At 75.1% G+C, this 21,639-nt stretch carries 17 protein-coding genes; 9 read left to right on the forward strand and 8 right to left on the reverse strand.

What is annotated here, in order from left to right; all coding sequences use genetic code 11:
* Window positions 1-45: 45 nt before the first annotated feature.
* On the forward strand, window positions 46-489 hold the full coding sequence (locus tag ACH4SL_RS09795; protein ID WP_398443155.1) for a hypothetical protein: 444 nt from the start codon (window positions 46-48) through the stop codon (window positions 487-489).
* Window positions 490-535: 46 nt separating this feature from the next.
* On the opposite strand, the gene ACH4SL_RS09800 is transcribed toward ACH4SL_RS09795, so the two are convergent.
* The 3 genes from ACH4SL_RS09800 to ACH4SL_RS09810 form a co-directional block, all read right to left on the reverse strand.
* Window positions 536-2,500, reverse strand: coding sequence for a hypothetical protein (locus ACH4SL_RS09800; RefSeq protein WP_398443157.1), 1,965 nt, complete (start codon window positions 2,498-2,500; stop codon window positions 536-538).
* Between the two features lie 102 nt (window positions 2,501-2,602).
* Window positions 2,603-3,421: a hypothetical protein gene (locus ACH4SL_RS09805; protein WP_398443159.1), complete on the reverse strand. Its 819-nt coding sequence runs from the start codon at window positions 3,419-3,421 to the stop codon at window positions 2,603-2,605.
* A gap of 72 nt (window positions 3,422-3,493) precedes the next feature.
* Entirely contained in the window at window positions 3,494-4,114 is a 621-nt protein-coding gene (locus tag ACH4SL_RS09810) for a LysE family translocator (protein ID WP_398443161.1), read from the reverse strand.
* 213 nt (window positions 4,115-4,327) lie between these two features.
* Between ACH4SL_RS09810 and ACH4SL_RS09815 the strand changes: the two genes are divergently transcribed.
* The 7 genes from ACH4SL_RS09815 to obgE all read left to right on the forward strand — a co-directional run bounded on the left by ACH4SL_RS09815 (window position 4,328) and on the right by obgE (window position 15,068).
* Window positions 4,328-5,935: a PLP-dependent aminotransferase family protein gene (locus tag ACH4SL_RS09815; RefSeq protein ID WP_398444076.1), complete on the forward strand. Its 1,608-nt coding sequence runs from the start codon at window positions 4,328-4,330 to the stop codon at window positions 5,933-5,935.
* A 314-nt stretch (window positions 5,936-6,249) separates the two neighbouring features.
* Complete coding sequence (locus tag ACH4SL_RS09820) at window positions 6,250-7,290, forward strand: hypothetical protein (RefSeq protein WP_398443163.1); 1,041 nt, start codon at window positions 6,250-6,252, stop codon at window positions 7,288-7,290.
* A gap of 141 nt (window positions 7,291-7,431) precedes the next feature.
* Window positions 7,432-8,205 carry a TIGR03936 family radical SAM-associated protein gene (locus ACH4SL_RS09825; protein ID WP_398443165.1) on the forward strand — a complete coding sequence of 258 codons (774 nt, stop codon included), beginning with the start codon at window positions 7,432-7,434 and terminating at the stop codon, window positions 8,203-8,205.
* A gap of 219 nt (window positions 8,206-8,424) precedes the next feature.
* Window positions 8,425-12,546: an Rne/Rng family ribonuclease gene (locus tag ACH4SL_RS09830; protein WP_398443167.1), complete on the forward strand. Its 4,122-nt coding sequence runs from the start codon at window positions 8,425-8,427 to the stop codon at window positions 12,544-12,546.
* Window positions 12,547-12,911: 365 nt separating this feature from the next.
* Complete coding sequence (gene rplU / locus ACH4SL_RS09835; RefSeq protein WP_398443169.1) at window positions 12,912-13,235, forward strand: 50S ribosomal protein L21; 324 nt, start codon at window positions 12,912-12,914, stop codon at window positions 13,233-13,235.
* Window positions 13,236-13,249: 14 nt separating this feature from the next.
* Window positions 13,250-13,504 carry a 50S ribosomal protein L27 gene (rpmA, locus tag ACH4SL_RS09840; RefSeq protein WP_031514533.1) on the forward strand — a complete coding sequence of 85 codons (255 nt, stop codon included), beginning with the start codon at window positions 13,250-13,252 and terminating at the stop codon, window positions 13,502-13,504.
* Between the two features lie 124 nt (window positions 13,505-13,628).
* Window positions 13,629-15,068, forward strand: a complete 1,440-nt coding sequence (gene obgE / locus ACH4SL_RS09845) for a GTPase ObgE (RefSeq protein ID WP_398443172.1) — start codon at window positions 13,629-13,631, stop codon at window positions 15,066-15,068.
* A 52-nt stretch (window positions 15,069-15,120) separates the two neighbouring features.
* Here the strand turns inward: obgE and ACH4SL_RS09850 are convergent, their stop codons facing one another.
* Together ACH4SL_RS09850 and ACH4SL_RS09855 are read right to left on the reverse strand one after the other, a co-directional pair.
* The gene (locus tag ACH4SL_RS09850) at window positions 15,121-15,561 is read right to left on the reverse strand and encodes a GtrA family protein (RefSeq protein ID WP_398443174.1); all 441 of its coding nucleotides are present in this window, start codon (window positions 15,559-15,561) and stop codon (window positions 15,121-15,123) included.
* Between the two features lie 8 nt (window positions 15,562-15,569).
* Window positions 15,570-16,610, reverse strand: coding sequence for a glycosyltransferase family 2 protein (locus tag ACH4SL_RS09855; protein ID WP_398443176.1), 1,041 nt, complete (start codon window positions 16,608-16,610; stop codon window positions 15,570-15,572).
* Window positions 16,611-16,826: 216 nt separating this feature from the next.
* Here ACH4SL_RS09855 and ACH4SL_RS09860 point away from each other — a divergent pair, with 216 nt between their 5' ends.
* Window positions 16,827-18,404, forward strand: a complete 1,578-nt coding sequence (locus tag ACH4SL_RS09860; RefSeq protein WP_398443178.1) for a glycosyltransferase family 2 protein — start codon at window positions 16,827-16,829, stop codon at window positions 18,402-18,404.
* 7 nt (window positions 18,405-18,411) lie between these two features.
* On the opposite strand, the gene ACH4SL_RS09865 is transcribed toward ACH4SL_RS09860, so the two are convergent.
* The 3 genes from ACH4SL_RS09865 to rfbB are packed head-to-tail and all read right to left on the reverse strand — an operon-like array spanning window position 18,412 to window position 21,598.
* Window positions 18,412-19,722, reverse strand: a complete 1,311-nt coding sequence (locus ACH4SL_RS09865; RefSeq protein ID WP_398443180.1) for a hypothetical protein — start codon at window positions 19,720-19,722, stop codon at window positions 18,412-18,414.
* Entirely contained in the window at window positions 19,719-20,612 is an 894-nt protein-coding gene (gene rfbD / locus ACH4SL_RS09870; protein WP_398443182.1) for a dTDP-4-dehydrorhamnose reductase, read from the reverse strand. Before rfbD ends, ACH4SL_RS09865 begins: the two co-directional genes overlap by 4 nt.
* Window positions 20,609-21,598, reverse strand: coding sequence for a dTDP-glucose 4,6-dehydratase (rfbB, locus tag ACH4SL_RS09875; protein WP_398443184.1), 990 nt, complete (start codon window positions 21,596-21,598; stop codon window positions 20,609-20,611). The genes rfbD and rfbB overlap by 4 nt, the downstream gene beginning before the upstream one ends.
* Window positions 21,599-21,639 lie beyond the last annotated feature (41 nt).

Consider the following 21,639-nt stretch of genomic DNA (forward strand, 5'->3'; position numbering starts at 1 on the left):
GGGACCCTGGGGAGGAGGGAATGCCGCGACGGGAGGAATCCGGTCATGAAGCTGCGCCAGCTGCCGCCCCGGGTGGCCACCGGGGCGTTCGTCCTGCACTCGGGACTGCAGAAGTGGAAGGGCGACGAGGCCACCGCCGAGATGCTGCACGGGATGGCGTGCGGGGCGTATCCGGTGTTCCGGAAGCTCACCGCGCGGCAGTTCCTGCGGGTGCTGTCGTGCGGGGAGATCGCCACCGGGTCGCTGCTGCTGGCGCCCTTCGTGCCCGCCGCCGTGGCCGGGGCCTTCCTCACGGGCTTTTCCGGCGCGCTGCTCGGCCTCTACGGCCGCACCCCCGGGATGCGCGAGCCCGGAAGTGTCTGGCCGACCCAGAACGGCATCGCGCTGGCGAAGGACTCCTGGATGTTCGGCGTGGGCCTCGGGCTGCTCGCCGACGACTTCACGTCCTGCGGCTGCGGCTGCGGGCGCCGCTGCCACTGCCACCGCTGAACGCCGCGGGCCCCGTCAGGGGTGACGGGGCCCGCGACGGGCGGGGTCAGGAACGGCGGGTGCCGTAGGTGGTGGGCGGGGGAGTGGGGGCCGGTTCGCAGGCCACGGGGATGGTGACCGTGCAGGGGAGGGCGCCGGAGGGGTTGCTGGAGCAGGTGGCGCCGGGGGTCGTGGTGGTGGCGGAGTTGGTGAGGGAGCCGTTGCCCGCCGGGTGGTCGTAGCCGTCGCCGGTGACCGTGACCGAGTAGGTGATCGTCGCGCTCGCGCCGGGGGCGAGGTCGCCGGTCCAGGTGAGGGTGGAGCCGGTGACGGTGGCGGTGCCGGTGGTCGCGGCGGCGTCGCCGTTGTAGGTGGCGTCGTCCAGCACGTCGCCGAGGTCGTCGGTGACCTGGGCGGCGGTGAGCGGGGTGGTCCCCGTGTTGGTGACGGTGAGGGTGTAGGTCACCTTCTGGCCGGGCTCGGCCGAGGTCGCGTCGGCGGTCTTGGCGAGGTCCAGGCCGGGCTGGGCCGGGCCCTCGACGGGCACGGTCGCCGACGACGGGTTGGAGTCGACGTCCTCGCCCGCGGAGCCGGTGGCGTGCGCGGTCGCGGTGTTGGTGAATTCCGTCTTCCCCGCGACGTCCTCGTCCGTCAGCGTGTGGCTGCCGGTGCAGACCATCGACGACGTCGGGGTGCCCATCGGGCCGAGCGTGTCCGAGGGGCAGGAGATGTCCGTGACATCGGGGTCGGTCACGGTCACGCCGGTGAGCGTGGTCGGCCCGGTGTTGGTGACCAGGAACTGGTACGGCACGGTGTCGCCGGCGTGCAGCGTGCCCGGGTCGGTGCCGGGCGGGTAGGCCGTCGTCTTGACCAGGTTGAGCTGGTCGACGGGCACCTCGGAGGACGCCGTGAAGTTGCGGATCAGATGCGTGTCGTCGAGGCCGCCGGTCGAGCCGGAGAAGCCCAGCTTGTACGTGGGCGGCGCGGTCTCCGTCATCTGGTGGGTCAGCACGGTCCGGAAGCCGTTGCCGTCGTGGAAGTCGATCTCGACGGTGACCAGCGGCTTCGCGTCGGGGCTGACGCTGATCCGCACGGTGCGCTGCGCGTCGTCCGGGGTGCTGCCGGGGCCGCGCAGGCTGCCGGGCAGCGTGGTGATGTAGCCGGACGGCTGGGTGGCGTCCGAGGTGATCGTGGACGTCAGGAAGCAGTAGCCGTCCAGGTCCTGGCCGGGGCCGCGCAGCGTCACGGTGTCCGGGACCTGGTCCTCCGGCGGGACCGGGGAGACCTCGGGGGCCTGGCAGCCCAGGCCGCGCTGCTCGCCGTCGTTGACGAAGTTGCCGTACGCGTCGAGGCCGACGCCGAGGTAGCCGCCGTCGACGCCGGGCTCCAGGTTGCGCTGGGCGTAGCCGAGGGAGCCGCCGGTCGCGCCCGCGGACGTCAGGTCGTGCGCGCCGTCGACGAGGAAGAAGCCGATGCCGTCGGCGCCGTTGCCGCCGTACTGGTACTGGTCGAACTGCACCTCCAGGCCGCCGTTGCCGGGTAGCGGGCGGTTGTAGACGATGCCGCCGACGCGGTAGTTGCCGTTGTCGGTGAGCTGGAGGTAGCCGGGGGTGACGCCCGGCGTGGGCACCGGCGGGGTCGTCTGGTCGTCCCCGGTGCACGGCCCGGTGGTGGACCCGCCCGCGGGCGGCGCGGTGGTCGCGCCGGTCAGGCACGTGGTGTCGAGCGGCTGGAAGCCGGGGTCGGCGACCGAGGTGCCGGTGAAGGTCTCGTCGAGCAGCAGCGAGCCGCCCTGCCGGGTGGACCGGGTGCCGCCCGCGGGCGCGGCGGACGTGCGGGGGGCCGGGAGCCGGGACGCGTGGGCGGCGGCCGCGTGGGCGGGAGGGTGCGGGGCGGTGCGCGGCACTCCGATGTCCCGCGCGCCCGGCGCCGCGAGGGCGGTGGGCGCGGCGGCGAGCAGCCCGGCGCACGCGAGGGCCGTCCCGAGCGCGGGTCTCCATCCGCGTACGGAGAAGTAACGGTTCGTCGTCATGGAGCGACCGTACGTAGCCGGGGGCCGCCGGTCGCCGGACGCGCCGTGCCGGGCGCCCCGGCTGCCGCCGTCCGACGTAGCGGCCGGTGCCGCGGGACCGCCCTACGAGGAGAGCGCGGCCATCAGGGTGCGCATCGCCGGGACGAGGTTCGCGGCCTGCCCGGTGGTGTCGATGACGGGGGGACGCGCATCGGACTCGGGTTCCGCGCCGTGGGCCGGATCCCACTCGTTCGTCCCGGTCAGCGTGAGCGTGAAGACCGCCCCGCCGTGCCGTACCCCGAGCGACTGGCGGAACTGCGAGCTGACCAGGTTCGCCCGGTCGCCCAGGCCGCGCGGGTGGGTCGTCCGCTCCGGGACGTCCACGAGGACGAACGCCGCCCCGGGGATGTGCGGATGCTGCCCGACGACCTCGCCGGAGGCGTCGAACTCCGTGCTGGGGTCGGTCTTCTTGTGCAGGTCCACGGTCACGGCGAGGGTGTACCTCGACGTCCAGCCGCTGCCGTCGTTCCCCGAGTCGACGGTCAGCTCGCACTCGACGTGGTCCAGCGCCGTGCTGTGCGCGATCGTCGGCGGCGTCTGGGCCAAGGCCCGGGGGTCGAGGTGGTCGGTGAGCGGCCGCAGGTTCGGGTACGTGCAGGGGTTGCCGGAGTCCACGTGGTAGCCGTGCAGGTCGGGCGCGGAGGTGCGGCCGTACCCGGTGCCCGTGAGGGCTCCCGCCCACACCGCGGAGGTCACCACGACCGCGCAGGCCGCCCACACCCACGGGCGGTCCCTGAGCCGCAGGAGCAGCGGCCTCAGCCGGGCGGGGCGGGGCGGGCGGCCGGAGCCGCTGAGCACGTCGGCGCGGAGGTCCGCGTGGGGGTCTGCGCCGGGGGCCGCCGGGGCGCCCTCGTCGCCTTCCATCTCCGGCTCGCCGATCACCCGGTCCCCCCTCGCCGATCGCCGCCGCGCTCACCTTAGGCGCCGCGGGCGGGGATCGGCGAGGGGTCCGCGTCAGCGGACGGCCAGCGCGAGCCGCGCGCCCAGCGCCACGAAGGAGCCCGCGAAGACCCGGCGGGCCCACGCCAGCACCCGCGGCCGCGCCGCGACCTGCCGCCGTACCGACGCGGCCAGCAGCCCGTACCCGGCGAACACCGCGAACGTCATCAGCATGAACACCCCGCTCAGCACGAGCATCTGCCGGGCCGGGTGCGGGTCGTCGTCCCGTACGAACTGCGGCAGGAAGGCGAAGAAGAAGAGGGTCAGCTTGGGGTTGAGGAGGTTCAGGAGCATGGCCGACCCGATCACGCGCCGGGCGGACCGGGTGTCCCCGCCGTCCTGCTCCTCCGGCACGACCAGCGCGTCCTTGTCCCGCAGCGTCGACCAGGCCATGACCAGCAGCCACCCGGCCCCGGCGTACGTCAGCGCGTGGAAGGCGAGCGCGCTGGTGTGCAGCAGCGCGGCGACGCCGGTCACGGTCGCCAGTACGTGCGGCACGATCCCGAGCGTGCAGCCGACCGCCGCGACCACCCCGCCCCGCGGCCCGCGGGCGAGCGCGGCGGACAGCGTGTAGACGACGCCGGTCCCGGGCGTCAGGCACACGACGAGAGCGGTGAGGAGGAAGGCGGTGCTCATGGTGGCTCCGGGGGAGTGGGTACGGGTGGCCGGGCCGCTCGGGGTGCGGCCCACGGCCCACTCTGCTGCCACAATGGCCCCGTGGACAGGTCCAAAGAACGGCCTCCTGGCAGGTCCGTAACGCCCGCGGCGACCCCGCCGGGGGCGGACTTCCTCCAGCTCGACATCACCGCCGCCCCACCCGGCGGCCGGGCCGACTGGCTCGCCGCCGAGCTGCGCCGCGCGATCTCCGACGCCCGCCTCCCCCTCGGCACCCGCCTGCCCGCCACCCGCACCCTCGCCGCCGATCTCGGCGTCTCACGCGGCGTCGTGACCGAGGCGTACCGCCGCCTCGCGGAGGACGGCCACACCACCGCGGACGGCCGCGCGGGCACTCGGGTGGTGGCAACACCGCTGACGGCGGGGACGGGTGGGGGCGGCGCCGGAGGTGCGGCCGGAGCGGCGGGGGCGGTTGGCGGTGGCGGCGGGCGGACGGCCGCGGGGAGCGGGGTGGTTGGCGGTGGTGCCGAGCGAACGGCCCGAGCGGCGGGGGTGGTTGGCGGTGGCGGCGGGCGGACGGCCGCGGGGGGTGCGGGGGTTGGCGTGAGCGTCGGCCGTACCGCGCGCGGGGGCGGGGTGGTCGGTGGCGGTACGGCAGTCGGGGCGGGCCGCGGGGGTGCGGACGTGTCGGGTCCCGGGGGCGGGCTCTTCGACGGGGTGCCCGGGTCCGACGCCTTCGACCGGCTCCGGGCGGCGCCCGCGCGGGTCGACCTCTCGCCGGGGGCGCCCGACCTCGCCGCCTTCCCCCGCGCGGAGTGGCTGCGCGCCGAGCGGGCCGTGCTCGCCGACCTCCCCGCCGCCGACCTCGGGTACGGCGACCCGCGCGGCACCCCCGCCCTGCGCCGCGAGGTTGCCGCCTGGCTGGCCAGGAACCGCGGGATCCCCGCCGACCCGGACGAGGTCGTCATCGTCGGCGGCACCGCCCAGGCGCTCGGCCTCCTCGCCCAGCTCCTCGCCGCGGACGGCATCGACACCCTCGCCTTCGAGGACCCCGGCTCGCTCGGCGTGCGCCAGCACCTCGTCCGCGCCGGGCTGCGCACCCCGCCCGTCCCGGTCGACGCGGACGGCCTGCGCGTCGACGCGCTCCGCGCGAGCGGCGCCCCCGCCGTACTGGTCACGCCCGCGCACCAGTTCCCCACCGGTGTCGTGCTCGGCGGGCGGCGCCGCCGCGCCCTCGTGGAGTGGGCGGCGCGCGACGGCGGGTTCGTCGTCGAGGACGACTACGACGCCGAGCACCGCTACGACCGGCCGCCGGTCGCCGCGTTGCGCGCGCTGCTCGCCGACCACGTCTGCTACACCGGCAGCATCTCCAAACTCCTCGCGCCCGCGCTGCGGATCGGCTGGATGCTCGTGCCCGCGCGGCACCACGACGCGCTCGTGGAGGCCAAGCGCTTCGCCGACCTCGGCACGGCGACGCTCCCGCAACTCGTCCTCGCCCGGTTCATGCGGACCGGGGCGCTGGAGCGGCAGTTGCGCCTGCTGCGGCGCAGGCACCGCAGGCGCAGGGACGCGATGGTCGCGGCGATCGGGGAGATGCTGCCCGGGGCGGTCGTCCGCGGGGCCGCCGCGGGGCTGCACATCACCGTCACGCTGGAGGCGTACGGGGAGGTGTCCGACGCGGAGGTCGCCGCCGCTGCGTTGGGGCACGGGGTGAAGGTGCATCCGCTCTCCTGGCACCGGCAGTTGCCCGGCCCACCGGGCCTCGTCCTCGGGTACGCGGCCCGCACCCCGCCCGAGATCACCGCGGGCGTGGCGGCCCTCGCCCGCCTCCTCACTGCGTGAGGCTTCCGCGGTGGCGCCGCGGGGTGCCACTTGCGCTGGGACGCGCGACGTCCGCCGGCGGGTGGTTGCGCGCGCAGTTCCCCGCGCCCCCAGGTGGTTGCCACTTGCGGTGGCATAGCGCCTTTCTGCCCGGTGGGGGCTGAGCGCGCAGTTCCCCGCGCCCCTGGTGGGTGCCCTCGCTGCGCAGGGTGAGCGTTTTCAGGGGCGCGGGGAACTGCGCGACCAGCCCCCCAGCGGGGGAAGGTCGCGGAGCCGGCCGCAAGGGGCTGTTCGGGGCGTACCCCCCGGCGGGGCGGGGCTGTTACGTTCAGGGGGTGGGGGAACAGGGGGAGTGGGAAGGGGCGCCGCCCGCGGCCGAAGGGTGTCTCGTGGTCGCGGTACGCGTACCCGTACGCGTCGTGACGTTCGCCGTCGTGCTGCCCGTGCGCCTCGTGTGGGACGCCCTCGCGGCGATCGCCCGCGCCTGCGCGCAGGCACTGCGGTGGACCGGGCGCCGCATCGTGCTGCCCGCGCTCTACCTCGCGGGGCGCTACCTCTTCGTCGTACCGCTCGTCGCGCTCTTCCGGTACGTCGTGCGGCCGGCCGCGGTCGCTGCGTGGCGGTGGGGGATCGTGCCGGTGGCGATGGCGGTCGACGCCGTCGCGGGGTTCCTGTGGCGGCGGGTGGCGTGCCCGGCGGGGCGCGGCATCGCCGCGGCCGTGCGGTTCCTGTGGCGCAGGGTGACGCTGCCGACCGGGCGCGCGCTGCGCGCGGTGCTGCGCTTCCTCGGGACGTATCTGCTGGTGCGGCCGGGCACGTTCGTGTGGCGGTGGGCGGTCCTGCCGGTCGCGCGGGCGGTCGGCTGGGTGCTGGGCCTGCTGTGGCGGGGCGTGGTGCTCGTGGCGCGGGGGGTCGGCTGGGTGCTCGGCCTGGCGTGGCGGGGTGTGGTGCTCGTGGCGCGGGCGGTCGGGAAGGCCGTGGGGTGGCTGTTCACCTGGGGGGTGCGGCGGCCGGGCGGTGCGCTGTGGCGCCGGGTCGTGGCGCCGCTGGCGCGCGAACTGTGGGCGGCGCTGTGCTTCGCGTGGCGCGGCACCGCGTTCGTGTCGCGCGCGCTGGGCCGGGCACTGCTGTGGGCCGCGCGGGTGCTGGTCGCGGCGCCCGTGGCGTGGGTGTGGAGCTGGACGGGCGCACCGGCGCTGCGCGGGCTGCGCGCGGCGGGGCGCTGGTACCGGCGGGCGGTGTGGCGGCCGGTGGCGGCCGCGGTGGCGGAGGCCCGCAGGACCGTACGGCACGTGCTGTTCGGCGCCCAGGTGCGCGAGCCGGTGCGGCGCGGCGCGGAGCCGAAGCGGCTGCCGTGGGAGGACGAGCGGCGCTGACCGGCCGCACGTGCGGGACGTGCGGCGACGGGGCGGGGCCGCGCGGCGTAACCTTGGAGCAGACGACGTCCGCCGATTCCTTGTAGGGACTGAACGACACTGGGCAAGCGACAGCCCGAAGGCCCGCCGCCCGCGCCGACGGTGCAGCGCATCAGGTTGCGTTACACCAAGCGGGGCCGCCTCCGGTTCACCAGCCACCGTGACTTCCAGCGCGCCTTCGAGCGGGCCCTGCGCAGGGCCGAGGTGCCGATGGCGTACTCCGCGGGCTTCACCCCGCACCCCAAGGTGTCGTACGCCAACGCCGCACCCACCGGCGTCGGCAGCGAGGCGGAGTATCTGGAGATCGGCCTGGCCGCTTCCCGTGACCCGGAGAAGCTGCGGGCCCTGCTGGACGAGTCGCTGCCGCCCGGCCTCGACGTGATCGAGGCCGTCGAGGCCCGCACACCGGGTCTCGCCGAGCGCCTGGAGGCCTCGGTGTGGCAGCTCCGGCTGGACGGTGTGGAGCCCGCCGACGCCCGCCGGGCGGTCGCGGCCTTCCTCGCCGCGGACACCGTGGAAGTACAGCGCAGCACCAAGAACGGCATCCGTACCTTCGACTGCCGGGCCGCGGTCACGCGGTTCGAGGTCGTGGAGGACGACGGAACCGCCGCCGACCCGGGCGCGCCGCATCCGGGTACCGATACGCCGCAGGACCGCGCCTGTGCGATACTGCGGCTGGTTGTGCGGCATCTGACACCTGCCGTACGGCCCGACGACGTACTGTCCGGCCTTCAGGCGACGGCCGACCTCGCGCCGCCGGTCCCCGCTGCGGTGACCAGGCTGGCGCAGGGGCCGCTCGCCGAGGACACCGGTACGGTCACCGACCCGCTCGCGCTCGATCGCGACGCCGTGGCGGTGCCGGCCGGTACCGCGTAGCCGCGTCGTCACGCGCGTCGCCGACGCACCAGGGAGCCACCCGGGTCCGGCGCCGCTGACCACATGAGACTTTCGTCGGCCCCCGCACGGGCGGCCGACGGCGACACAGCAAGCTCCCGTGCGGCGCCCGCGCCCCGGAGGGCGGCAACCGCGATCCAAGCGGCATGCCCCTTCCGATCTGGACGCGGCGCCCGGGAGCGCGACGGGAGCACTGCCCGAATGCCCGACCAGAACGAGACGAACGAGACATCCGCCACCGGCGGCGACACGCCCGCGGAAGCGGCGCCGCCGCGCCGCCGCCGTGCCGCCTCCCGCCCCGCGGGACCGCCGGCCGGCGCCGACACCACTGCGGACACCGCGCCCGAGGCCGAGGCCCCGGCCCGGCGCCGTACGCGCAAGGCCGCGGCCGCCGCGCCCGAGACCCCCGACGCCTCGGCCGAGGCCCCGGCCGAGGAGCCCGCGGCCCCCAAGCGCCGCCGCGCCACCCGCAAGGCCACCGCCCCGGCCGCGGAGGAAGCCCCCGCCGCCGAGGCCCCCGCTGCCGAGGAGGAGCCCGCCCCGGCGCGTACCCGGCGCCGTGCGACCCGCAAGGCCGAGAGTCCGGCTCCCGCGGCGGAGGCACCTGAGGCCCCCGCTGCCGAGGAGGAGCCCGCCCCGGCCCGTACCCGGCGCCGTGCGACCCGCAAGGCCGAGAGCCCGGCTCCCGCGGCGGAGGCACCTGAGGCCCCCGCTGCCGAGGAGGAGCCCGCCCCGGCCCGCACCCGGCGCCGTGCGACCCGCAAGGCCGAGAGTCCGGCTCCCGCGGCGGAGGCGCCCGAGGCCCCCGCTGCCGAAGAGGAGCCCGCCCCGGCCCGTACCCGGCGCCGTGCGACCCGTACGGCCGAGAGCCCCGCGGTCGTGGAGGAAGCCCCCGCCGCCGAGGCCCCCGAAGCCCCCGCCGAGGAGCCCGCGGCCCCCAAGCGCCGCCGCGCCACCCGTACGGCCGCGAGCCCGGCCCCCGCCCCCGCGGTGGAGGCTCCCGAGGCCCCCGCAGCCGAGGAGGAGGCCGCCCCCGCCCGTACCCGGCGCCGCGCCACCCGCTCGGCGTCCGCGCCCGCCGCCGAGACGGCCCCCGCCGCCGAAGCCCCGGCCGAGCAGCCTGCGGAGCGGCCGCGGCGGACACGCAAGAAGGCCGCCCCCGCCGCCACCTTCTCGGCCGGGGATTCCTCCCGGCGCCTGAAGCCCGGCGCGCTGGCCCCCCGCGAGGAGGAGCCCGCGGCGGCGCCGAACGCCGCCCCCGCCACCGACGAGTACACCGGCCGGGCGCTGCGCGACGGCGACGGCTGGGCCGTCGAGGTCGACGACGCCTACGAGATCCGCGGCTACGGCGACACGCCCGAGGAGGCCGCCGCGATGGCGGTCACTGCGATCGCCGACGCCTTCGGCATCCCGGCCGAGCGCGTCGTGCTCGACGTGCGCACCGAGGCGCCCGCCGCGCGCGGCCGCCGCCGTGCCGCGGCGCCCGCCACCTCGCTCTTCCAGCCGCCGGTCTTCGTCGCGCCCACCCCGGCGCCCGCCGCCCCCGCGCCCGCCGCCGAGACGGCGGAGCGGGCCGAGGAGGCGGAGGAGCCGGCCGCCGACGAGTACGAGGGCGGCGGGTCGCGCCGCCGCCGGCGCCGCCGTGGCGCTGCCGCGGCGGAGGAGACCGCCCCCGCGGCGGCCGAGGTCACCGGACCGGCCGAAGCGGAAGCAGAGGCGGAGGAGGACGGCGAGGCCGACGCGGAGGACGCCGAGGGCGACGGCGAGGGCCGTCACACCTCCCGGCGCCGCCGCCGCGGTGGCCGCCGCCGTCGCCGCGGTGAGGCCGCCGACCACGCCGAGGACGGCTCCGACGAGGACGACGACGAGCACGAGCACGACGGCGAGGAGGCCGAGGAGGCCGACGAGCACGAGGACGGCCACGCGCAGGGCGGCGGGAGCAGCAGCAGCCGCCGTCGCCGGCGCCGCCGCCGTCGCGGCGGTGACGCGGGCCCGGAGGACACGCACGCGGACGACTCCGACGATCCGGAGCGCACCGTCGTCAAGGTCCGCGAGCCGCGCCAGCACCAGGAGGCGGCCGGCACCGGCGCCGACCAGGTGCAGTCCATCAAGGGCTCGACCCGCCTGGAGGCCAAGAAGCAGCGCCGCCGGGAGGGCCGCGAGCAGGGCCGCCGCCGGGTGCCGATCATCACCGAGGCGGAGTTCCTGGCGCGCCGCGAGGCCGTCGAGCGCGTCATGGTGGTGCGGCAGAACGGCGAGCGCACCCAGATCGGCGTGCTGGAGGACAACGTCCTCGTCGAGCACTACGTGAACAAGGAGCAGGCCACCTCCTACGTCGGCAACGTCTACCTGGGCAAGGTGCAGAACGTCCTGCCGTCGATGGAGGCCGCCTTCGTCGACATCGGCAAGGGCCGCAACGCCGTGCTCTACGCGGGCGAGGTCAACTTCGAGGCGCTCGGCCTGTCCGGCGGCCCGCGCCGTATCGAGTCCGCGCTGAAGTCCGGCCAGCCGGTGCTGGTGCAGGTCACCAAGGACCCGATCGGCCACAAGGGCGCCCGGCTCACCAGCCAGGTCAGCCTGCCCGGCCGCTACCTGGTCTACGTGCCCGAGGGCTCGATGACCGGCATCAGCCGCAAGCTTCCCGACACCGAGCGGGCCCGGCTGAAGACCATCCTCAAGAAGATCGTCCCCGAGGACGCGGGCGTCATCGTGCGCACCGCCGCCGAGGGCGCGAGCGAGGACGAGCTGCGCCGCGACGTCGAGCGCCTCCAGGCGCAGTGGGACGACATCCAGCGCAAGGCCAAGCAGGGCGGCGGCTCCAACGCGCCGACGCTGCTGTACGGCGAGCCCGACATGACCGTGCGGGTCGTCCGCGACATCTTCAACGAGGACTTCTCGAAGGTCATCGTGAGCGGCGACGACGGGTGGGAGACCATCCACGACTACGTCGCGCACGTCGCTCCCGACCTCGTCGACCGGCTGTCGCGCTGGACCTCCGAGACGGACGTCTTCGCGACCTACCGCATCGACGAGCAGCTGCTCAAGGCGCTGGACCGCAAGGTGTGGCTGCCGTCCGGCGGCTCGCTGGTCATCGACAAGACCGAGGCGATGGTCGTCGTCGACGTCAACACCGGCAAGTTCACCGGGCAGGGCGGCAACCTGGAGGAGACCGTCACCCGCAACAACCTGGAGGCGGCCGAGGAGATCGTCCGGCAGCTGCGGCTGCGGGACCTCGGCGGCATCGTCGTCATCGACTTCATCGACATGGTCCTGGAGTCCAACCGCGACCTGGTGATGCGGCGGCTGCTCGAATGCCTCGGGCGGGACCGCACCAAGCACCAGGTGGCCGAGGTCACCTCGCTGGGCCTGGTGCAGATGACCCGCAAGCGGGTCGGGCAGGGCCTGCTGGAGTCCTTCTCCGAGACCTGCGTCCACTGCAACGGGCGCGGCGTCATCGTGCACATGGACCAGGCCACGACGGTGGGCGGCGGCGGTGGCAAGCGCAAGCGCCGCGGCGGCAAGTCCGGCACGGACGCGCAGCCCCACGAGCACGAGCACGTCCACGAGACGGAGGCCGCCGAGGCGGTCGAGGCCGACGAGGTGCCGGAGCTGGAGCCGATCGAGGTCGGCGAGTCCGATCTCGTGCCGGCCGTCGGCGACCCGGAGGAGGAGTGGTTCGGGACGGCCGCCGAGGCCGAGGCCGCGGCGACGCAGTCCCGCGGCCGCAGCCGGCGGCGCGGCGCCCGCAAGGCCACCGCGCCCGCCGGTGCGCCCGCCGCGGTGTCCGGTACGCCGGACGAGCCCGCGGTCGTCGTCGTGCCCGTGAGCGAGCCGGACGTCGAGCCGGCGGCCGCGCTGCCCGAGCCCGAGGTCTCGACGGAGCCCCCGGCCCGTACGCGGCGCCGGGCGACCCGCAAGGCCACGGCCCCGGCCGGCGCTCCGGCGGCGGAGGAGGCGGCCGTCGTGGTCGTCGCCGAGGCCCCCGCCCCGGCGGCCGCGCTGCCCGAGCCCGAGGTCTCGACGGAGCCCCCGGCCCGTACGCGGCGCCGGGCCACCCGCAAGGTGACCGCTCCGGCGGGCTCCCCCGCCGCGGCGGAGGAGGCGGCCGTGGTCGTCGTCCCCGCGGCGGCCGCTCCCGCCGCTCCCGCGACCGAGCCCGAAGCCCCCGAGGCCCCCGCCGCCGAGGCGGAGCCGAAGAAGCGGACGCGCAAGGCCCCGGCGAAGAAGGCTGCCGCCAAGAAGACGGCGACGAAGAAGGCCGCGGCCAAGAAGACGACGACGAAGAAGGCTGCCGCCAAGAAGGCGGCGACCCCCGCGGAGTAGCTTGCTCCCCGCGCCCCGGGCGGGCCTGCCCTCTGCGCAGGGCGGTGCCCACCAGGGGCGCGGGGAACTGCGCGCTCAGCCCCCACCGGGGCGCGGGTAGTCACCGGCCCGAAGGGGCAGTTCGGTCCGTGCCGGACCACCGGCCGGTGGTGGGTTGCTCGCGCAGTTCCCCGCGCCCCTGGAGTACCCGGCGCGGCAGCGGGCGATTTGACCACCGGCGGAGCCGCTACGTAAAGTTGACCCTCGGCGTTTCACGCCCTTCTCCTGAGCACATTCCTTCCGGCCCGGCCGGTCGAGGCCTCCCGTCGAGCACCGTGGGACGGCTGGCATCAGGGGTTCCGCATCGAGCAGAGAGTGAGTTCCGCGTGTACGCGATCGTGCGTAGCGGTGGCCGCCAGCACAAGGTGGCCGTCGGCGACATCGTCGAGGTCGACAAGATTCCCACCGGCAAGGTCGGCGACGCCGTCGAGCTTTCGACGCTGCTCGTGGTGGACGGCGAGGCCGTCACCAGCGACCCGTGGGTGCTCGCCGGCATCAAGGTCCAGGCCGAGATCGTCGACCACCACAAGGGCCAGAAGATCGACATTCTGCGCTACAAGAACAAGACCGGTTACCGGCGCCGCCAGGGTCACCGCCAGCAGTACACGGCGCTGAAGATCACTGGCATCCCCGCCGCGGCTGCGAAGTAAGGGACTGAGGAGAGATGGCACACAAGAAGGGCGCATCGTCCACCCGGAACGGTCGCGACTCCAACGCTCAGCGGCTCGGCGTCAAGCGCTTCGGCGGCCAGGTCGTCAACGCCGGTGAGATCATCGTCCGCCAGCGCGGCACGCACTTCCACCCCGGCTCGGGTGTGGGCATCGGCAAGGACGACACGCTGTTCGCGCTGTCGGCCGGTGCGGTCGAGTTCGGCACGAAGCGGGGCCGCCGCGTCGTGAACATCGTTCCGGCTGCCTGAACGGCGCGCTGAGGACTTTCCGAGGGCGGACCCGCTTCCCGGCAGACGGGAAGCGGGGCCGCCCTCGGCGTGTTATGACAGCGCCGAGAGGCGCGCACACCCGTACGTATCTGGAGGAAACGCCATGACCACCTTCGTGGACCGCGTCGAGCTGCATGTCGCCGCGGGTAACGGGGGCCATGGCTGCGCCTCCGTGCACCGGGAGAAGTTCAAGCCGCTGGGCGGACCGGACGGCGGCAACGGCGGGCGCGGCGGTGACGTGGTCCTGGTGGTCGACCAGGACGTCACGACGCTGCTGGACTACCACCACAGCCCGCACCGCAAGGCCACCAACGGCAAGCCCGGCGAGGGCGGCAACCGCTCCGGCAAGGACGGCCAGGACCTGGTGCTGCCGGTGCCGGACGGCACGGTCGTGCTGGACGGCAAGGGCAACGTGCTGGCCGACCTGGTCGGGCAGGGCACGACCTTCGTCGCCGGGCAGGGCGGCCGCGGCGGCCTCGGCAACGCCGCGCTGGCCTCGGCCCGCCGCAAGGCGCCGGGCTTCGCGCTGCTGGGCGAGCCGGGCATCGCGCGGGACGTGGTGCTGGAGCTGAAGACCGTCGCGGACGTCGCGCTCGTGGGCTACCCGAGCGCGGGCAAGTCGTCGCTGATCTCGGTGCTGTCCGCGGCCAAGCCGAAGATCGCCGACTACCCCTTCACCACCCTGGTGCCGAACCTGGGCGTCGTCACCGCGGGTACGACCGTCTACACCATCGCCGACGTCCCCGGGCTGATCCCCGGTGCGAGCGAGGGGCGCGGGCTGGGTCTGGAGTTCCTGCGGCACGTCGAGCGCTGCTCGGTGCTGGTGCACGTGCTGGACACCGCGACGCTGGAGTCCGAGCGCGACCCGGTCTCGGACCTCGACGTGATCGAGGCGGAGCTGCGGGCGTACGGCGGCGGTCTGGAGGACCGGCCGCGGGTCGTCGTCCTCAACAAGATCGACGTGCCGGACGGGCGCGAGCTGGCCGGGATGGTGCGGCCGGACCTGGAGGCGCGCGGCTACCGGGTCTTCGAGGTCTCCGCGGTGGCGCACGAGGGGCTGCGGGAGCTGTCCTTCGCGCTCGCGCAGATCGTGGCCGAGACGCGCGCGGCGCGTCCGGTGCAGGAGTCGACCCGGGTCGTCATCCGCCCGCAGGCCGTCGACGACAGCGGCTTCACCGTGACGGAGGAGGACGGCCTCTTCCGGGTGCGCGGCGAGAAGCCGGAGCGCTGGGTGCGGCAGACCGACTTCAACAACGACGAGGCCGTCGGCTACCTGGCCGACCGGCTCAGCCGGCTGGGCGTCGAGGACGAGCTGCGCAAGGCGGGCGCCAAGGCGGGCGACGGCGTGGCGATCGGCCCGGACGAGGACGCGGTCGTCTTCGACTGGGAGCCCACGATGGCCGCCGGCGCCGAGATGCTCGGCCGCCGCGGCGAGGACCACCGCTTCGACGCGCCCCGCGCGGCCGCCCAGCGCCGCCGGGACAAGCAGGCCGCGCACGACGAGGCCGACGACGAGTACAAGGACTTCGACCCGTTCGCGTGAGGCCCGGGCCCGCTCGCTGTCCGTACGGGTCCCGGCCCCGCGGGGCCGGGACTCAGGCGGCGGTCGTCGCCGCCGGCTTCTCCTCGGCGGATTCCCCGGCGGCCTCGCCGGGAAGCTCCCGGGTGAGGATCCGCCGGGAGAGCAGGTACGTGAACGGGATCGCGGCGGCCGCGGCGACCAGCGGGGCGATCTTGTCGTTCATCCCGGCCCATTCGACGAAGGCGTAGACGCCGATGCTGGTCACCACGTAGTTGGTGACGTTGGTCAGCGGGAAGAGCAGGAACTTCCGCCACGTCGGCCGGGTGCGGTAGGTGAAGTACGTGTTGAGGAAGAACGAGCCGATCATGCTCAGCACGAAGGCCGCCGAATACGCCGCGAAATACGGCATCAGCGGATGCAGCGCCAGGTAGAAGCCGTAGAACGTGGCGGTGTTCACACCGCCGACGAGGGCGAACCGGACTATCTGGAGGAGTTGCGGCGACAGCTTGGGCACGCTCGAACCTAACCGATCCCCAGCGGGCCGGAGCGCTCCGCGGGCTCGGGCGGTTCCGCCGCCGTGGACCGCTCGCGGCGCAGCTCGCCGTACGGCGCCCCCGCCTGGTCGCCGACCCGGAAGGCGCGCGGCGCGTTGGTCTCCTTGACCAGGAAGTGCGGGCGGCGCTTGGTCTCGTAGTAGATACGGCCGATGTATTCGCCTATCAGCCCCAGCATCATCATCTGGAGCCCGCCCAGGCCGGTGATCGCCACGAGCAGGGTGACGTAGCCCGGCGCGGTCGGGCCCTGGACGATGGCCTGCACGGTGATGACCGCGGCGTAGACGGCCGCGAGGGCGGCGAGGCCCAGGCCGGTGTAGATGGCTATCCGCAGCGGGCGGTTGTTGAACGAGATCAGCCCGTCCATGCCGTAGTTGATCAGCGAGCCGAAGCGCCACTTCGTCTCGCCGGCCTCCCGGGCGGCGTTGCGGTAGTCGAAGGTGACCGTGTCGAAGCCGATCCAGGAGAACAGCCCCTTGGAGAAGCGGTTGTACTCCGGCATCGACAGCAGCGCGTCCACCGCGGGGCGGGACAGCAGCCGGAAGTCGCCGACGCCGTCGGTCAGCTCGACGTCCACCCATGAGTTGATCATGCGGTAGTAGAGCCGGCTGACCGCGGTGCGCAGCTTCTTGTCGCCCTCGCGGGTGCGGCGCGCGATGACCTGGTCGTGGCCCAGGTGGTAGAGCTCCAGCATGCGGCCGATCAGCTCCGGCGGGTGCTGGAGGTCGGCGTCCATCACGACGACCGCGTCACCGGTGGCCTCGCGCAGGCCGGCGAGCATGCCGGCCTCCTTGCCGAAGTTGCGGCTGAAGGACACGTAGCGCGTGCTGTCCGGGTTGTTCTTGGCCAGGGCGCGCAGCCGGTCGAGCGTCGCGTCCTTGCTGCCGTCGTCGACGTAGCAGAGCTCGTAGCCGACGTCCAAGGTGTCCAGCGTCTCACGGATCCGCTGGTCGAAGAGGTCGATCACGGCCTCTTCGTTGTAGCAGGGAACAACGATCGACAGTCGCATGGGGATCACTTTCGGCGCCGCGTGTGGGTGTGGGGGAGTGGCGGCACCCTCCGCCGCACGCTTTCCGGCCAGCCTAGGGGGCGTTTTCCCGGGCTTCGAGGTTTTGCGGGCGTCGGACGGGAGTGTTCAGTGCGGAGACCTGCTCGGTACAGTGGGCGTTCACCCACGTGACAGCTTACTCAAACGCCATATGGTGCAGAAGCGAGGAACCGCCCGATGCCACGCGTCAGCGTCATTGTGACCTCTTTCAATGACGCGGAACACGTGGTCACAGCGGTGCGCTCGGCGCTCGCCCAGGGCGCCGAGATAGGTGAGGTCGTGGTCGTCGACGACGCCTCGACCGACGGCACCCCGCAGACCCTCGCGGCGGCCTTCGGCGACGAGCCCCGGGTGCGTGTCGTGCGCCGGGCCACCAGGAGCGGCGGCTGCGGCACCCCGCGCAACGACGGCATCGCGGCGGCGGCCTTCCCGTACCTGTTCTTCCTCGACAGCGGCGACGAGCTGGCGCCGGGCGCCGCCGGGGCGCTGCTCGCCGCCGCCGACTGGCACGTCAGCGACGTCACCGCGGGCCGGTCCGTCCGCCGTGAGCTGCCGGAGGGCCGCGAGACGGTCTGGGCGCCGGAGATCTACGGGCCCGGCGCCACCTTCCCCGGCACCCTGATACGCGGCGTCACCGACCACCCGGCGGTCCTCAAGGACACCCTGTCGGTCAACAAGCTCTACCGCGCCGCCTTCCTGCGCGACCGTTCGCTGCGCTACCCCGAGGGTGCCCCCCTGTACGGGGACTCCGTCTTCACCGCCCGTGTCTACGCCGCGGGTCCGCGGATCGCCTACGTCGACGCCCCGGTCCACGTCCGGAACGTGCGGCGGGCGGCCACCGCGCCGGTCGCGCCGCGCGGCGACGACATCGGCGACTGGCGGGACCTGATGGCCGCGCACCGCGACACCGTGCGGATCTTCCGGGAGGCCTCGGCGACCGGCCTGGCACTCGCGGCGCAGGCGAAGTTCCTCGACCACGACCTCCCGGCGCACGCCCGCCAGCTGCCGCAGCGCTCCCCGCAGTACGTCACCGACTGGTGGCAGGCCACCAGGGAGTACGTCACCGGCTTCGACCGCGCGGCCCTGGAGCTGGCCGCCGTGCCGTCCCGCTGGATGGTCCGCGCCCTCACCGCGCCCGGCGCGCAGCGCCCCGAGCCGGGCGTCGCGGGCGTCGGGCGGCTGGTGGAGCTGGCCGCCCTCCCGCCGCGGCTGATACCGCCGTACGGGCAGACCCCGCCGCCGGAGCTGGCCGAGCTGGAGCCGCGCGAACTGCCGGCCGTGGTGGACGCCCGGGTGCAGGTCGGCAGCAGCGCCCGGATCGCGCTGCGCGTGCACGACCTCTACGGGCGGCTCGCCGCGCTGCACCCGGTGGCGCTCCAGGTGCGGCTGACCGACCGGGACGACCCGGAGCACCCCGTGACGGTGCAGACGCCCCTGGTGGGCGACGGCGACGGCTGGACGGCGACCGTCCAGGTGCCCACCACGCTGCTGGGCCGGACCGGGCGGCTCGCGATCTGGCACATCCGCGCGGAGATCCGCTACGCGGGCACCGCGCAGCGCACCCCCACCGAGGTGCGGGCCGCCGACGGCCAGCCCGCCGGGCGGGGCGTGGTGGTGCGCCGCACCGGCCGGGTGCTGCTGGTCCAGACGCACATCACCGGCCGCCGGGCGCTCGTCCTGCGGGTCGCCGACGGCGTGGCCGGCGCCCGCCAGGTCCTCGGCGCCCGGCTGCGGCGGCTGCGGCTGCCCCGCTGAAGGAGCCTCACGGCGCCGCCGGGGAGGTCCAGCGCCCGCCGAGCCGCCGGGCGCGGACCCGCAGCGCGCCGGCCATGCACAGCCCCACCACCAGGGCGCCGGCGGCGTAGGCGATCTCCACCCGGTCGCGCAGCGGCAGCGGGCTCAGCGTGAGGACGACCAGCACGGCGGTGCCCGCCGTCCAGGCGGCCAGCTGCTCGCGCGCGCCCCCGCTGGTGATCAGCGCCTGGCCGAGCACCATGGCGATCATGTACGCGGTGGTGCCGAAGGCCAGCCAGCCGAAGTCCGCGGCCGTCAGGATGTCCGGGGCGCTGAGCAGCGCGGGCAGCAGCGCCGGTCCGAGGACCACCGCGCACACCCCGCCCGCGGCCCCCAGCGCGCCGGTGACCGTCACCGCCCGCAGCAGCAGCCGCGCGTAGCCGCGCCGGTCGCCCTCGGCCGCGGCGGTGGACAGCCCGCGCAGCAGCGAGACCTGGAAGGCCCCGAAGACGAACAGCGGCACCCGCGCCAGCACCAGGGCCGCCAGCAGCGCGGTCACCAGCTCGCTGTCGCCGGTGGAGATCACCTCGGTGCTGATCACCGCGATGTTGACCAGGAGCTGGGCGAGCAGTGTGGAGCCCACCAGCATGCCGAGCCGCCGGCTCATCTCCTGCCACGGCACCGGGCTGCCCGGCTCCGCCCCGGCCAGCGCCGGACGTACGGTCGCGGCCACCGACACCAGCGGCGCCACGGTCAGGACCGCCGCGAAGGCGAACACCGAGCGCACCCCGGCGGCGGCCAGCGCGAGCGAGAGGACGATCCGCAGCACACCGTCCAGACCGAGCTGGACACCGTAGGCGCGGAAGAGCCCGAGGCCCGCCAGCACCCCGCGCACCACGTGCGCGCACGCCAGCGCCGTGAACGCCCCGGCCAGGCTGAGCACGAGGGAGAGGCCGCCGCCGAAGAGCAGATCGGCGATCGGCCGGGCCAGCACCGCGAGCGGCAGCAGGGCGCAGCACAGCAGCGCGCCGGACAGCATCGCGCCGCGCCGCAGCGCGGGCCGCGCCCCGTCGCCGGTCACCTTGCGGGCCGCGACGACCCGGGTGATCTCCTGCTCGACGGGGAAGAACAGCCCGAGGCCGATCGAGAAGACCAGCGTCCACAGCACCGAGAAGGCGGCGGTGGAGTCCGGGTCGCCGGACAGCGCGTGGTTGGCCGCCGACAGGTGGACGTAGCTGGCCAGGCCCAGCACCGCGGTACCGCCGCCGACCAGCGCGGTGCCCCGGGGGAGCGCGGTCGCGACCCGCCGCGAGATGCGGGGCCTGAGCGTGGTCGTCACCGGTCTGCCCGTGCCGCCGCCAGGGCCGCGGTGAGGGCCGGTACGGCCGCGGTCAGCCCGTCGTGCCAGCCGGGCATCGGGCCCAGGCCCGCCGCCGCCCACCGGTCGTGGCCGAGCACGCTGTACGACGGGCGGCGGGCCGGCCGGACGAACTGCTCGGACGTGGCCGGGCGGACGCGCTCCGGGTCCAGGCCGTGCAGCGCGAAGGCGGCGCGGGCCAGGCCGAACCAGGTCGTCTCGCCGGACGCGGTGCCGTGGTAAACGCCCGCAGGCGCCCGTCCGGCGAGGGAGGCCTCGCCCAGTTCCCGCAGCCGGACGGCCAGCGCGCGCGTCCAGGTGGGCTGGCCGCGCTGGTCGTCCACGACGTCGACGGTCTCGCGCCGGGCGGCCAGGCCCAGCACGGTGGTGACGAAGTTGCGGCCGTGGGCCCCGTAGAGCCACCCGGTACGCACCACGTAGCCGCGGCCGGGCAGCAGTTCCAGCACCGCCCGCTCACCGGCCAGCTTGCCGCGGCCGTAGGCGTTGACCGGGGCGGTCGGGGCGTCCTCGGCGTACGGCTCGGTGGCGTCGCCGGGGAAGACGTAGTCGGTGGACACGTGCAGCAGCGGGACCCCGTGCCGGGCGCAGGCCTCGGCGAGCCGGCGCGGGCCGGTGCCGTTCACCCGGGTGGCGGCCGCCTCGTCGGTCTCGGCGCCGTCCACGTCCGTCCAGGCCGCGGTGTTGACGACGACGTCGTGGGCGGCGACCGCGGCGTCGGCCGCCGCCGCGTCCGTCACGTCGAGGTCCGCGCGGGTGGCCGCGGTCGGTTCGGCGCCCGGGGCGCCGCCGAGCACGGCGGTCAGGTCCCGGCCGAGCATGCCGCCCGCGCCGGTGACGAGCCAGCGGGTCATCCGGGGATGCCCGCCTTGTCCTTCAGGGGCTCCCACCACGAGCGGTTGTCGCGGTACCAGGCGACGGTGTCGGCCAGGCCCGCGTCGAAGCCGGTGCGCGGCTCGTACCCCAGCTCGGCGCGGATCTTGCCGATGTCGAGCGAGTAGCGCCGGTCGTGGCCCTTGCGGTCCTCGACGTGCTCGACCATCTCCCAGCCCGCGCCGCAGGCGGTGAGCAGCCGCCCGGTGAGCTCGCGGTTGGTCAGTTCGGTGCCGCCGCCGATGTGGTAGACCTCGCCGGGACGGCCGTGGTGCAGCACCAGGTCGATGCCGCGGCAGTGGTCGGAGACGTGCAGCCAGTCCCGGACGTTGCCGCCGTCGCCGTACAGCGGCACCGTGCGGCCGTCCAGCAGGTGGGTGACGAACAGCGGGATCATCTTTTCGGGGAAGTGGTAGCGCCCGTAGTTGTTGGAGCAGCGGGTGACCGTCACGTCCATGCCGTGGGTGCGGTGGTAGGCCAGCACCATCAGGTCGGACGCCGCCTTGGACGCGGCGTAGGGCGAGTTGGGGGCGAGCGGCGCGTCCTCGGTCCAGCTGCCCTCGTCGATCGAGCCGTAGACCTCGTCGGTGGAGACGTGCGCGAAGCGGCCGACCCGGTGCCGCCGCGCCGCGTCCAGCAGCACCTGGGTGCCCAGGACGTTGGTCGTCACGAAGGGGGAGGCGTCCGCGATCGAGCGGTCCACGTGCGACTCGGCGGCGAAGTGCACCACCGCGTCCTGGCCCGCCGTCACCTCGTCCACGACCGAGCGGTCGCGGATGTCGCCGTGCACGAACGTGAGGCCCTCGTGGCCGCGGACCGGCGCGAGGTTGGCCTCGTTGCCGGAGTAGGTGAGGTTGTCCAGCACGGTGACCCGGGCGCCGGGCCCGGAGGGCAGCCCGCCGAGGAGCGCGGCCCGGACGAACTGGGAGCCGATGAACCCGGCGCCGCCGGTGACGAGAATTCTCATGGGCGCTTTTTCTTGTGACATGTGACGGCCGTGGCCGCGGG

Origin of the sequence: Streptomyces sp. NPDC021020, assembly GCF_044333285.1 — a bacterium.
Taxonomy (GTDB): Bacteria; Actinomycetota; Actinomycetes; order Streptomycetales; family Streptomycetaceae; genus Actinacidiphila.

Bases quoted from the DNA above. Each gene is read 5' to 3' on its own strand.
- ACH4SL_RS09795 (WP_398443155.1), top strand. From the start codon at position 46: ATGAAGCTGCGCCAGCTGCCGCCCCGGGTGGCCACCGGGGCGTTCGTC.
- ACH4SL_RS09800 (WP_398443157.1), bottom strand. From the start codon at position 2,500: ATGACGACGAACCGTTACTTCTCCGTACGCGGATGGAGACCCGCGCTC.
- ACH4SL_RS09810 (WP_398443161.1), bottom strand. From the start codon at position 4,114: ATGAGCACCGCCTTCCTCCTCACCGCTCTCGTCGTGTGCCTGACGCCC.
- ACH4SL_RS09830 (WP_398443167.1), top strand. From the start codon at position 8,425: ATGCCCGACCAGAACGAGACGAACGAGACATCCGCCACCGGCGGCGAC.
- rpmA (WP_031514533.1), top strand. From the start codon at position 13,250: ATGGCACACAAGAAGGGCGCATCGTCCACCCGGAACGGTCGCGACTCC.
- obgE (WP_398443172.1), top strand. From the start codon at position 13,629: ATGACCACCTTCGTGGACCGCGTCGAGCTGCATGTCGCCGCGGGTAAC.
- ACH4SL_RS09855 (WP_398443176.1), bottom strand. From the start codon at position 16,610: ATGCGACTGTCGATCGTTGTTCCCTGCTACAACGAAGAGGCCGTGATC.
- ACH4SL_RS09860 (WP_398443178.1), top strand. From the start codon at position 16,827: ATGCCACGCGTCAGCGTCATTGTGACCTCTTTCAATGACGCGGAACAC.
- rfbD (WP_398443182.1), bottom strand. From the start codon at position 20,612: ATGACCCGCTGGCTCGTCACCGGCGCGGGCGGCATGCTCGGCCGGGAC.
- rfbB (WP_398443184.1), bottom strand. From the start codon at position 21,598: ATGAGAATTCTCGTCACCGGCGGCGCCGGGTTCATCGGCTCCCAGTTC.